This window comes from Photobacterium pectinilyticum (genome assembly GCF_024357955.1).
Lineage (GTDB): Bacteria > Pseudomonadota > Gammaproteobacteria > Enterobacterales > Vibrionaceae > Photobacterium > Photobacterium pectinilyticum.
The window spans coordinates 1-13,543 of record NZ_JANEYT010000108.1 but is presented as its reverse complement, the minus strand read 5'-3'; the positions used below and the strand labels follow the sequence as shown (position 1 = coordinate 13,543).

The window sequence follows — 13,543 nt, the reverse complement described above, 5'->3', positions numbered from 1 at the left end:
GATACATGGATGTGACTGAAGAACTTAACGAAAACAGGATGTTAAGTCTTCAGCAACAGTTAAAAGGAACATAGCGAAAGCTGATGATTTAAAAGTCGTGAGAATGGGCAAAATGTTTGGGGCTGTTACTATTGTAATCTGTGTGTGTATCGCCCCATTTATTGCCCAGGCTGACGGGCTTTACACTTTGATGAGAACCATCATGGCGGTTATCAATGTGCCAATTTTAACGGTGATTTTGGTTGGCATTGTCTCTAAGCGAACCCCGGCCTTAGCTGCCTACATCGCTTTACCCGTTGGTATGGTGTCTTTCTATATCGCCCACTTCGTACTTAAAGGCGACTTTGGTATTGTTCAAATCCACTGGCTACACCTTGTTGGACTGAATTTCCTATGGATGGTCAGTATTATGATGACGGTTCGATACCTTAAGCCGATGTCTAAACCTTACGAACAAGTCTACACCAACCAAGTTGAAGTAAAACCGTGGAAATATGCAGTTCATGCTAGCTGGATGATTGTTGGCTTGTTGGCTTTGCTCTACACCGTATTTTCTGGAATTGGCATACTCGGTGAGCAGGGAAGTGCTGGAAAAGTCATCGCGGCTTTGTCGTTAGTGGCAGTGTTGTGCTTTGTTATTCATCGCCTGTTAAACCGCCATTCCTCAAAGCAATCCACCACCGTTGGCGTGGCCAAAGAGGTATAACCTCGGCTTGATAAAGGCAGGGTTTACCCTGCCTACTTCCTGATGCAATCATCTGCAATGTGAGAGAAAAAGATGTCGTTATTTGAAGATACTGGACTCAATCATAAATTCCTTAACCCGAAGTTACGTCAAGGGAGTTATTGTGTCGACTCCGCAGTTAGAAAGCCTAATATCGTTTTCATCACTGTCGATATGATATCGCCAGATTGTTACTTTGATACAAGACCACTTTCTAAGGTCATCAACACGCCTAATCTTGATTTGATTGCGGCTGAGGGCACGCGATTTGATCGAACGTATACCACAAGTCCTTTATGTGGCCCTGCACGAGCTGCTATGTTTACCGGTATGCATCCCCCTTATTTGACCAACGGTGAGCGTGCGCCCTGTGGTTCACAGGTCGATTTGGGTGTAGATGATGTTATATTTCAAGATTATTTGAAATCAGAAGGGTATGTACTCAAACACTCAGGGAAGTGTCATGTCGGCGTGGATAAATTTATTCGTACTTTTGGTGAAAACTTACATGCCTGGGACCGGTGGGGACCACCTGTAGCCGACGATGACAGATATCTTGAATACCTTGACGCATTGAATGTACAACTTCCGCGTTACCGCAGGGAGCTTCGTGGACTGAGGGCAGATAAACAAACGCCAGCTAATTCTTTTGGCGGCTGGATAGAGCAATCCGATGGTACTGATTTTCCCAAAGAAGCCCATTATTCGACGTTTCTTGCAGATCTAACTGTCCGTCAGATAAAAGCTGCTAGGAGGCAGGAGCCTAATCGTCCCTTCTTTGCTCAATTGGACTTCTTTGACCCTCATCAGCCGTACTCTATCCCTAGTGGGTTTGAGTCTCGTTATGCAGAAATAAAGCGTTCAGTGCAACTACCGACAAGTTATGCTGAACTGCAGGATAAAGACACACTGCCAGATAATCCAATCTACGCGTTATACAGAAAATATTGGGGTATGTATGATGAAGAAACGGTGATTGATTATATTGCCGGCCATCTACTCCAAGTGGAAGTGATCGACTTTGCTGTTGGTCGTTTGATTGACTACCTGAAATCGGAAGGGCTGTGGGACGATTGCGCCATTGTATTTTCAGCCGATCATGGAGATATGAATGGCCGCTTGGGAATGGCTGATAAAGGCGTCTATTTTCAACCTGATATTTTTTCAATTCCACTTTATATCAAACCACCGAAGGTTTGTTTACCCGTATTGAAGACGGTAGAAACGGTTTGCTCGGCACTGGATATTGGTCCTACATTGCTGGCTTTTGCTGGTATTGAAAAACCCAGCCATATGGAAGGTGGCGATTTGAGAAAAGTTGCCAGAGGTGAAGAAAGGGAGCCACTTGTCCAAGTTTTTCAGACAGGGATGCATGTGGGGATGAATTTAGGCGCAGCTATAAGGCTAGAGTTGTTTGGGAAGGAGTGGTTTTATGGTTACAACGCATCTACCGGTTATCAAGAGTTGTATGATGTTGACGCCGATATGCAAGTAAATCAGTTCTATGAAGATGTCGGGGAAGCTATGCGGTCAGAACTTGTTGCTCAAATGGCCAATGTATTGAGTTCTGATGTTCGTTGGCGGGGATATTGGGCTTCATATCGATTGCATAATATGGAATATTTATCTAACGATATCGGCGCTGACATGCAAATGCTTAAACCTGTTTAAGGGGGTGCGTAATTACGTTTAAAAACTCTCGTATTCTTTTATCCCTATTAATATGACAAACTGGTAAACAGTCATTGTTAAGGGTTACTTAATAGGGATAAGAATGAAGCGTGTACTAATAACAGGGGCGACCAGTGGTATTGGCTATGAGCTTACCAAAACACTGTGTGAACAAGGGCATTTTGTTGTTGCGTCAGTGCGAAATAGTGACAAGTTGGCAGAGCTTAGTAAGCTAACTGGTTGCCACACGAGCCAAGCTGATCTGAGTGATCCGAAGCAAGCGATTGAACTTTTCGAGGTTGCGGTCGAGAAACTCGGTGGGTTGGATGTATTGGTTAACAATGCCGGAATGAATTCGCGTAAGTGCGGTATTGATGAATTTACATTAGAAGAGTTTGACCACCAGTATGCCGTGAACCTGAGAGCGCCAGCTTTGCTCAGTCGAGAGGCATTCAAAGTGATGAAGCCGACCAAGAGTGGTCAAATTATCAATATTCTCAGCACGGTTGCCAAACGCTCAAATGAAACAATGAGTGTGTATACGGCGATGAAGCAAGGGTTAGCTGGTTTTAGTGCAATCCTTATGAAAGAGGCGCAGCCACATGGTATTAAGGTAACCTCATTATTCCCTGGTGGTACCGATACCAATTTTAGAGAAGCTGACCGCCCGCAATACATGCACCCTGAAAGTGTTGCCAAGACTATTGCACTGTTGTTGGATTTACCACAAGACGTCGTTATGCATGAAATGGTATTCCGGCCACCGGTCGAAATAGAGTAACAGTGACGAAAAGGAAAGCCTCAGCAGAAATACTGGGGCTTTTTTTCTGAAATTGCATCCGTTAGGAATTCCTAGGGCGCTTAGTGATAAGCTTGCTAAATGGAAAACGAAAGGCACACCTATGGAATCGTCTAGTCAAACATCACCAAGCAGTAATATTCAAAACAAGACGTTGGACCCAAAAGGGCAGCGCAAGAGCCTCAGTATTTTGTTGGAGCTCGTTAAGTTCATTCGTCCATATCGAGGACGGGTACTGGCTGCGCTGGTGGCGCTGATCTTCACAGCCTCTTTGACCCTATCTGTTGGTCATGGTGTGCGAATTTTGATTGATGAAGGCTTTTCCCAGCAGTCGACCAGCGAGCTTGCCAATGCCATTCAGTTTATTCTTGTGGTTACAGTGCTTATCTCTATTGGCACCTTCTTTCGTTTTTATTTGGTCTCTTCGGTGGGGGAGCGGGTCAGCGCAGATATTCGGCTTGCGGTGTTCAATCATGTCATCACTTTGCACCCCAGTTATTTTGAAACCAATGGCAGTGGCGAGATCATGTCTCGACTCACTACTGATACCACCTTGTTGCAAAGTATTATCGGCTCGTCTTTTTCGATGGCGATGCGTAGTACATTGATGTGTATCGGTGCGATTATCATGCTGTTTGCAACTAACGTAAAACTGACGTTGATTGTGCTGGCTTCGGTGCCGTTTGTACTTGTCCCGATCCTTATTTACGGTCGTCGTGTCAGAGCATTATCGCGCCAGAGTCAAGACTCCATGGCCGATGTAGGGAGTTATGCCGGCGAGGCGATAGAGCACATCAAGACAGTGCAAAGTTATAGCCACGAAGAGCAAGAAAGAGCTTCATTTGCGGCTGAAGTTGAAAAGGCATTCGACATCGGTCGCCAACGGGTTATGCAGCGTGCGATTTTGATCTCCGGTGTGATTGTTATCGTTTTCAGTGCGATTGCAGGCATGCTTTGGGTAGGTGGCAGTGATGTCATCCATGGTGTGATGTCGGCGGGAGATTTAGGGGCTTTTGTGTTCTATGCCATTATGGTTGCTTCATCGCTGGCTACCATTTCCGAGGTGATGGGCGAGCTTCAACGTGCGGCTGGAGCCACTGAAAGGTTGATAGAGTTACTTCATGTCGACAGCCATATTGTTGCGCCAAACCAGAGTGTGGTTTCTCCTCTGACGTTGTCTGCAGAAGTGGAGTTTGACAACGTCACATTTTGTTATCCCTCAAGGCCGGATCAGGCAGCCATCAAACAGTTGAAGCTCAAGGCTGAGGAAGGGAAGGTATTGGCCCTTGTTGGGCCGTCAGGTGCAGGTAAAACAACCTTGTTCGAATTATTGCAGCGCTTCTACGATCCGCAATCAGGCAAAGTGACGCTAGGCGGCGTGGATATTCGTCAGTTTGATCCTAGCGAGCTACGTCACCAAATGGCCTTGGTACCACAGCAACCTGCGTTATTCAGCCATAATGTCTTCCACAATATTCGTTATGGCAACCCGCAGGCAACCGATGAGCAGGTTATTGAGGCCGCCAAAAAAGCTCATGCCCATGACTTCATTATAAATTTGCCTGATGGTTACGATAGCTTCCTCGGAGAGCGTGGAGTCAGGTTGTCAGGTGGACAACGACAGCGAATTGCCATTGCCAGAGCTATTTTAAAAGACCCTAAAATACTGCTTCTTGATGAGGCGACCAGCGCACTGGACAGCGAAAGCGAATACCATGTTCAGCAAGCCCTCGAAGAACTCATGCGCGGGAGAACCACCCTTATTATTGCCCATCGTCTTTCGACGATTCAGCATGCTGATCAAATTGCCGTTTTTGATCAGGGGCGACTGGCCGATATAGGTAATCACTCATCATTAATGCAAAGCAGTGAGTTATATCAGCGCTTAGTCGATCTGCAGTTTAAGCATATGAACCACTAGTGTTCAAGTTATTCGTTATTGGCATAAATTATTCTATATGGTTTTGTGTGTTCATTGATTAACAGTTTGAATTAAGAGCAAGGCTTATTCCTCGAAGTGAAAGACGCGCCATTGGCGGTGATGGTGATAGCAGCTCGTGAAGAAGATAAAGCTAACAGCACTTACCAAAAAATTGCCAGTATCTTCCAGTCCCAGCAAGTTAAGGATTTCATGCAGGAAACCTTTAATGGGACTATTGAGCCAGCGAGTTAACGATTTCTTCCATTATACTAATGATATCCCGGCATTTTTGTCGGGATTTTTAATAATGAATTTTAAATTTTATATATATTGACTTCGTTGATTTATAATTAAATATTCTCAGAATTGAGTATTGAACTTAAGGCTGAAATTATCTCAGATTTAGTCACATCAGCATCATCTAGCCAACTACTTTTTAAAGTGACTGCTATTCAGCAGCTTTATTAAATGATTTGACCCTATATATTATGGTTGAAGAGGCTAGGTTAAATGAAATTTTTAAATTATTTCAACATAATACCAATTATTTTTCTTTTAGGTCTGGGGTGGGTAACACCTTTATGGGCTTTTGTTCCACCTGATGATAATGATATAAACCTTAGGCTACAAGGATGCCGAAATGACACCAATACTGAAATATTACCAAATGGAGATTTTCTGCCAAATGCCGACGATAATTATACTTGTCAAAACCCTAACGGCATTGAAGTAAATGAGTTCCCATATACTGATGGGAACTTAGGTACGCTTTGGAAAGAGCTAGATTTAGTGCCATTTCGTCTAATTCTGACAAGCTCAAGTAATCAGCAAGAAGTTTACAATGTTCACCTTGCTGCTGACTATGAAGATAGTACGGGGAACGGTGCACCATATTTAGGGTATGACAAAATAAATAATATCCAAGTTATTCCCAGTGACGAGAGCAATGGGTTTTCTACTGCTGGATGCTTAGTTACACCTATTGGTACGCCTGTAATTTCAGATACAATTCCTGGTGGAGCGAATAAAGTCATTTATCAGGAAATTGAAGTGACACACCCTGCAGGAGGAACATGTGTTATTGATTGGACCAATCGACTTGCCGTAGGAGCCAGTCAATTTCCGGGTTCTTCGCTCCAAGCTTATATATTTAAAGTAGACCTTAATAGTGAGGATACGCCACCTAACGACATTAGAAGCGGCAGGCAAGTAATATCAATTAATGTTGAACAGATGGAGTTGTTTTCTCTTAGAAAAGATATGTCAGCAACTTCTGGCACTGGTCAGGTTTGGGATATTGAAAAAAGTTTAGTTTCCGAGGAGCTAAACTTAGGTGACACTTGTAGTACAACGCCACAAACAGGTGATGTTACGATCAGGGTTGAGTGGAGCGTGAAACCCATTGAAGGCACTGATAATGCTATTACCATTGAAACAAACATTTATGCGAAAAATAACCTTAACCGAAATGTGTTGGTAGATATAGAAGATAAGATTTATGGTGTTATCGATGGTATTAATAGTAATGAAGAATTCCTATTAGAAACAAAGCCTTTTACTGATATAGATGTCCCTGCGGGAAAAGAAGTCTCAGTAACACATACCTATATCCAGCTAAATACATCGCCAGACGATGTTCTTGGGTTAAGAGATCAGGCAACTGCGACGTTTAAAGACCCGATTTCAGATATTCCTGAGTCCCCTGAAGAGTTTGATATTCTTCCATTAGTGGCAAATTTTGTACTTATTCCCATTCCCAACGGTGACGGCATTCAGGTAGTGGGCGAAGGGCTTCCAAATGTAAATATCTCAGAAACAGAAGTTCTTACAGGTTCAGGGATAAGTTATTTTGTTTCAGATGTACAGGGAATATCGGGTTCATTTTTTGATGGGGATGAGAACCCAATCACCCAGCCTGATTCAAATAATCCAATTGGCCCTGGAGTCGAGTTAGTTTGGAAAGCGCTCAATCAATCACCTGATAGTTGTAGTGCTGGGGAGAGTAATATTTGTTCTGTCGAAATTACCAAAACAGTTTCAGCACAGCCTTTCTCTACCGTCAGTGGCACATTAAAGGACTGGGCAACACTCACATCAAGCATTAATGATAACGAACAATCACTTCCACTTTCCTTAACGAGCGGGACAGAAGAAGCACCATTTACGGTAAACATTACTGGTGCGCCATTGGTTGATCTTAATGTCACTTTAACCGTACCGGCCCCTGCAGAAGCTTTGGTATGTCGTGTTGAAGTTACAAATGCAATAGAAGAGGTTGTCGGTACACTGATTTATGACTTCAACACGACCAATACACGAACGGAAAGCCTGACCGGACAAGAGCCGGACACTTATACGGCAACAGTTCTTGAGTGTGGTGATCTCATTGGAATGACAACCATGATTGCTGATTTAACACTCTCAGGTGAGTCATTATCAAACGAAGATTGTTCCGATACGCTTGCATTTGAGTTCACTTCTCCGGAGCCTGAATTACCGGTCCTCGTTGAAGTGAATAAGGTAACTCATCCTGTAGGTCAGGAAGATGGTTGGATCATGACGTTGGAGGGTGGAAATCTTCAAGCACCTGTGATCTTGGAAACAAGTGATTCAGATAATACTGCTTTTGAACGTTTTCAAGGTGATAGTGGTGACTTAGAGTTAGGTGAAGGAACCTATACTATCACTGAAACACTTAAAGATGGCTGGGTACAAACAGCGAGTACAGGCTGTGAGTTTACGGTTACGCTTCCAGATGATGCCGGTACAACGAAGCAATGTACATTCACCAATAAGATACTGGGTAAAATCATTATCCATAAGGAAACTAAGCCGAAATACGGTACTGGCTTTACCTTCCTTCATGATATCGACTATACCAATGAGTTTACACTCGATCACGGCCAGAGCCAGATCTTCTATGATGTGGTACCGGGAAGCTATCAAGTCAAAGAGGCAGATCCCGCTCCTGACTTTGAGCTTAAGAAATTGACTTGTACCGAGTCAGTGGCAGATAACAGCCAAACTGATACGAATACGAGAACCGCCAGTATCGAACTCGATCCGGGTGAGGTAGTGGAATGTACTTTCATAAACCGTGAAAACGGTATGGTGGTTATCAATAAGCTGACAAATGGACATGCAACAGAAGATGAGTGGAAGTTTACCCTATCTGGGCCTGGTATCGATACCTATGCCTTAACCCCTCCTAATGTGGTTGATTTTGATGGCGCTAAGCTTACCCCAAATAAGAAGTACACTCTGTGCGAAGTTGATGTGCCATTCGGTTGGGTTCCTGTCTGGTTTGTAGACAGCGATAAGGATGGTTACGCTGACCAAAAACTGGATATGGATGTGAAATCGCCTAAGGCATCCATCATTAAGAGCTTGGCAACCAGTAACGTCTTTAATCCGTACGCTGGTCAGAAAATGGACTTAAAGGGAGACATGACATTCTGTGTCAATTTCAAAGTTAAACCAGGGCAGACGTTGAACTTTAAAGTCGATAATGTTCAGTTTAAAAAGCCCGATGAACCGAAACAAGAGCCACCGAAAGATAAGTGTCATAATGAGCCTATCTACGGCCAATACCTAAGTTATGATTACTTCCAGTCTTCTGATGATTGGGTTGGGTACTATCATGTTGATGATTGTGAAAAAGCATCCACTCTATTGAAGAAGAAAGTATCGAAGAATAACTCGGGCTATTTAGCGTCAAAACTCTACAAGGCGAAGCTGCATCACGCTTTTGGGCAAGCAAGTTGTGACTCGGCCTATAATGCCATGAGTCAGTCACATAAAATGCTTGAAGACCATGGGTATAGTGGTGAAGGCCACAATTTCAGTGCTAAAGAGCGCAGAAAAGCAAAACGCTTGGCGAGGGATTTAGATAGCTACATATCTAATAACCTCTGTCCTTAGTTGTAATGTCGTAGTACCCAAATAGGTATTTTGTAGAAGAACCGGAGTGTCATTGATACTCCGGTTTTTATTGCCCACTTCACGAGATAGATAATACCAATCTGGATAAGTCGTTGATCAAGTATTTGCACTGGAAAAATCGTTGTTATCAAGGCAGATATTGCAGTAACTAGTGGCTTTATTACAGAGTCAACATTCTAACTCGCATGTTATATAAACGACAGAAGTACATTAAGGTGATGCTAATCAATATTTTGTTAATATCCCTTTTATGAGTGCGCAGCTCGGCTTTTATCTCATATGCCCATAAGGTAAAGTCCAAAGCGGGTGAAATGATAGTGTTGTTACTAAGGAGGCTGAATGAGTAGCCTTGGTGATAACTAAAAAAGCTAATGGATTACAATAAAATAAATACCTTTAACCAACTTAGCGGAAGCCCGCTCTTTGAGACAATTGGCCAGAGTTTGTACGAGGCCTATGCGGTGGATGCTGTCCTCATTGGTTCTATAAGCGAAGATCGGGAAGGAGTACATATACTCTCGAGTTGCTTTCAGGGTGAAAGAGGGGAAGAGCATTATTTTCCATTAATCGAAGTGCCTGAAACTGAGGTCGTCGAGACTGAGGAGCCGCTCATTATCTCAAGTGACTTTGATAAGAAGTACCCTCTCTACTCCTATAAACATTCGAAATCAGCAGAAACCTTCATTGGTATTCCTCTTTTTGCTCGTAACCATCAGTTAGTTGGTGTGCTTTCCTGTTTATTCAAACGATCTTTCCATTCAGTTGATGCGTTGCTTGAGTATTGCAATGCGTTTGCAACGTACCTTGGCTACGAAGTTGGTTACGAAGCTCTACTGATGCGTCAGTCACAGTTGCAATGGCAGCTAGAAGAAGGCCAAAAAGTTGCAAAAGTGGGTAGCTGGAATTGGAACCTTCAAGATAAGTACTTTGAATGGAGCAAAGAGGTTTATCGGATATATGGCATTAAAGATGAGTCGTTATTGCCGACGTTGTCTTTGCTCTCGGCTTTGATTCACCCAGAAGACCGAGAGTGGGTGCTAGATACGCTATACCGATCGATTGAAAGTGATAGCGTCAATTACAATTTGGTTCATCGAGTCCAGCTTTGGGATGGTACTATCAAGTATGTACGTAAGCGGGCAGAAGTGATACGGAATAGCCAAGGTCAGCCTGTTGAAATGCGTGGTACTATCCACGATGTCACCGATGTTTATCAAATTTCGGCCAAACTGAATAAAACCTCACGCCAGCTGACAACGACGTTTAATTCGGTGGAAGAAGGGATTTGGGAGTTTGATCTTGAACGTAGGGAGTTTGCAACCTCGGCCAAGTTCTGGCATTTATTAGGCCGTGAAAAGCCCAAAGAGGGTGACGGCCTTGACGTGTGGTTATCGTGTATTGTTGAAGAAGACAGAGGCGAAGGTGTTGATTATTTTTGTCGCTTTATTCAGCAGCAGCATGCCTCAGTGTTTCAGTTTGAATTTCGCCTCAAAGCCAGTAGTCGCGTCGCGCTAGATGGCAATGAATGTTGGCTAACCATAAAGGGCAGTGTTGTCGCTCGGGATGACAACGGCAAACCGATCAAAGTCGCGGGTATTCAACGCGATATCACCCATACCATCGAAGCAAAACGTCAGCTGGATCGAGCTCAGGTGGTGTTTGATAACACTTCTGAGTGTATATTGATCACCGATAAAAATAACAAGATCATTTCAGTCAATCGTTCATTCGAGGAAATAACGGGTTATCGCGAGAAAGAACTGCTTGGCCTGTCACCTAGTGTGCTGTCATCGGGGATTCATGATGCCCAGTATTATCATTCCCTGTGGCATAACTTAAACAGCAACGGGCATTGGAAAGGCGAGGTCTGGAATCGACGCAAAAATGGTGAGATTTATCCAGAAGAGATTTCGATCAATGTGATCCGTGATGACAGTGATGAGATTGTTAATTTCGTGGCAGTGTTTCGTGATATAAGCCATTGGAAAAAAGCAGAAGAGCAGCTGACTTTTTTTGCTTATAAAGATCCGCTTACCAGCCTAGTCAATCGTCGCAGTTTTATTCAACGTGTGAAAAAGCATATCGCTTCTATTGATGACATCCGGGGTCAAACCTTCTCATTGTTGTTTATCGATATGGATGACTTCAAATCACTCAATGATCTCTATGGTCATGACTTTGGTGATAAAGTCTTGGTACACATTGCCAACTGTCTTAAACGTGTTTTCCCGGTTGCAGACAATATCTGTCGATATGGTGGCGATGAATTTTGCGTTCTCTTGCCTAAAACGACCTCCGGGGCGGCGAGGATATGGGGACAGCAGGTCGTTGACCGTGTGGCGGAAGCCTTTGTACTCGATGACATTGAAGTGAATACTACTGTCAGTATAGGGATCTCGACTTATCCCGAGAGTGGAGAAACCCATAGCGAACTGCTCAAGAACGCTGACTATGCCATGTATAATATGAAAGGGCAGGGGCGAAATGGGATCTGCCAATATGACAGCGCATTACAGTCTGATTATATTGAAAAACTGAGAATGCGCGATCGGCTCAAAAAGGCGATTTCCGACGAATTGCTGATGGTCTATTACCAGCCAGTTGTTGATGCCCGCACTGGGAAAATTAGTCGATTCGAAGCTTTGATCAGGTGGCATGACGAAGTAGAAGGACACATTTCTCCCGCTGAGTTTATTCCTGTTGCCGAGCGTTATGGTTTGATAAGACCGTTGGGAGCATTTGTCCTGCATCAGGTCTGCCGCGACCTAAAGCAGTTACACCAAGCCGGGTTTTCTGATGTGACAATGAGTATTAACCGCTCTGTGAAAGAGTTCATTGGCAGTCATGGCCTTCCTCCTATCTGGGAGGTCATTGAGTCATATGGGTTGCCGCTGAAGTCTATTGTTGTGGAAATCACCGAGTCGACGGCATCGAGCGAAAGTAGTGATATTCAATCGTTGTTGGCGTCGTATAAGCAAAGAGGCATTGAAATTGCGTTGGATGACTTTGGTACGGGGTACTCTTCTTTGAGCTCGGTGGTCGAGCTTCGGCCGAATATTATCAAGATAGACCGTAGCTTTATTAAGGAAATCGACAAACAGGATAACCGAACCTTGGTGTCCTTGATCATAGATTTGAGCCATAAGTTGGGTATTCAGGTTGTAGCTGAAGGTGTCGAAACGCGAAAACAGTTGGATATACTAAGGGAGATGCATTGCCATTTTGTCCAAGGGTTCCTCTTCAGCCCTGCTGTTCCTTTTACACGTTGTTTTTCAATTCTTAAGAGCAAAGAACTATACGGCCTACCCACTGTCGATACGGTCATTATGACAAGTTAAACGGTGATTACACCAAACTGTCAACCCGGTGGGGCCGACAGTTTGGTGTAAGGTCTAATACCAACCTACATAAATATTTGATCAGCCTTGTAGGTTAAAATCGCGGTTATCTGCGTTAGATCTTTTGTAATTATCGCCACTAGTTACTGCAATATCTGCCTTGATAACAATGATTTTTCCAGTGCAAATACTTGCTCAACGACTTATCCAGATTGGTCTAAAATTTAGACTTTGCAGATTCGAATGAACGTTTCAATGAATCTAGCGCCTCATCGGCTCCTTTTTTTATTTCTTCCCACGCACTGTCGCTGGCATGTTGAAGATCGGTAATTTTTGCTTTGGCCTCTTCTTTACGTTGCTTCAGTTCGGTGAGCGTTTTTTCAAGGTCCCGCCTTGCTTCGCCGGATGCGTGTTGGGCTTTAACTTCTAGCTTATCGATATCTTAATTCCAATTGAGTAGCTTTTTATGAAGGTTATTGATTAATTCTTTACGATCCATTGAGATACCTCTCTATTTTTTAGTAAATTAAAGGGGGGGGGTGAATTAAACTGTTCTGGACCTATGTTGTAATACTTCTTTTATTGCATTAAGTTTTTGCTCTATCTTTTTTCTGTCAGTGGGCTCATTGATATTATCGAAGCATGCATTTGCGATGAGTACAGCGTGTTTCTCAAGTGCTTTTTTGTCTGTGGTACGGATAGCTTGCTTAGAAAGCATTAAAACATTATTCAGTAAACATAGGGGAACAGACAGAGTGTGCGGGCAGCACTGACGTATTTGAGCAAAAGCAGTGTCAGCGATATCTTCAAAATTTAAGGGCTTCACGACCAAGCGTAACTGTTGGCTGTCGTTATAGTAACTGGTCGAGGGAAATGAGCGTCGCAGCAAGAGGCCAAGGGCAATTGTCAGCCGGTTAATGCAGGCGATAGCCGTGGCAGGATCATTAATGCCGGGAGATAGAGCTCGCAAAGCCACTTCTTCCAGTTGGCGAACATTAAACACGATATCCTGTTCCGGTGTTGCCTTAGGCCCGATAATATAAACGCTATGTTCCCTTAAGTTGTTGCTACACTTAAAGTAGGCAGCAACTGGAGGGAATTTTTATGCTCCAAGCCCACTTTCGTAAATTTGTCACCCAACTGGCGGA

At 43.6% G+C, this 13,543-nt stretch carries 8 protein-coding genes and 1 pseudogene; 7 read left to right on the top strand and 2 right to left on the bottom strand.

The window, feature by feature from the left end; all coding sequences use genetic code 11:
• Positions 1-103: 103 nt before the first annotated feature.
• The 7 genes and pseudogenes from NHN17_RS23875 (at position 104) to NHN17_RS23845 (ending at position 12,395) form a co-directional block, all read left to right on the top strand.
• Positions 104-706 (top strand): SLC5/6 family protein, encoded by a 603-nt coding sequence (locus NHN17_RS23875; RefSeq protein WP_255045162.1) that lies wholly within the window; start codon positions 104-106, stop codon positions 704-706.
• A gap of 72 nt (positions 707-778) precedes the next feature.
• A complete protein-coding gene (locus NHN17_RS23870) occupies positions 779-2,395 on the top strand; it encodes a sulfatase-like hydrolase/transferase (protein ID WP_255045161.1) in 1,617 nt (538 codons plus the stop codon).
• 103 nt (positions 2,396-2,498) lie between these two features.
• Positions 2,499-3,176, top strand: a complete 678-nt coding sequence (locus NHN17_RS23865) for an SDR family oxidoreductase (RefSeq protein WP_255045160.1) — start codon at positions 2,499-2,501, stop codon at positions 3,174-3,176.
• Positions 3,177-3,297: 121 nt separating this feature from the next.
• On the top strand, positions 3,298-5,115 hold the full coding sequence (locus NHN17_RS23860) for an ABC transporter ATP-binding protein/permease (protein ID WP_255045159.1): 1,818 nt from the start codon (positions 3,298-3,300) through the stop codon (positions 5,113-5,115).
• Positions 5,116-5,190: 75 nt separating this feature from the next.
• Positions 5,191-5,367, top strand: a pseudogene (locus tag NHN17_RS23855) (MetQ/NlpA family ABC transporter substrate-binding protein); the annotation flags it as partial.
• Positions 5,368-5,625: 258 nt separating this feature from the next.
• Positions 5,626-9,036: a prealbumin-like fold domain-containing protein gene (locus NHN17_RS23850; RefSeq protein WP_255045158.1), complete on the top strand. Its 3,411-nt coding sequence runs from the start codon at positions 5,626-5,628 to the stop codon at positions 9,034-9,036.
• Positions 9,037-9,428: 392 nt separating this feature from the next.
• Complete coding sequence (locus NHN17_RS23845; protein ID WP_255045157.1) at positions 9,429-12,395, top strand: sensor domain-containing protein; 2,967 nt, start codon at positions 9,429-9,431, stop codon at positions 12,393-12,395.
• A 217-nt stretch (positions 12,396-12,612) separates the two neighbouring features.
• Here NHN17_RS23845 and NHN17_RS26165 read toward each other — a convergent pair whose 3' ends face one another.
• Together NHN17_RS26165 and NHN17_RS23840 are read right to left on the bottom strand one after the other, a co-directional pair.
• Entirely contained in the window at positions 12,613-12,834 is a 222-nt protein-coding gene (locus NHN17_RS26165) for a sll1863 family stress response protein (protein ID WP_507237164.1), read from the bottom strand.
• A 105-nt stretch (positions 12,835-12,939) separates the two neighbouring features.
• The gene (locus tag NHN17_RS23840) at positions 12,940-13,431 is read right to left on the bottom strand and encodes a DUF2254 family protein (protein WP_373689590.1); all 492 of its coding nucleotides are present in this window, start codon (positions 13,429-13,431) and stop codon (positions 12,940-12,942) included.
• Between the last annotated feature and the right edge of the window lie 112 nt (positions 13,432-13,543).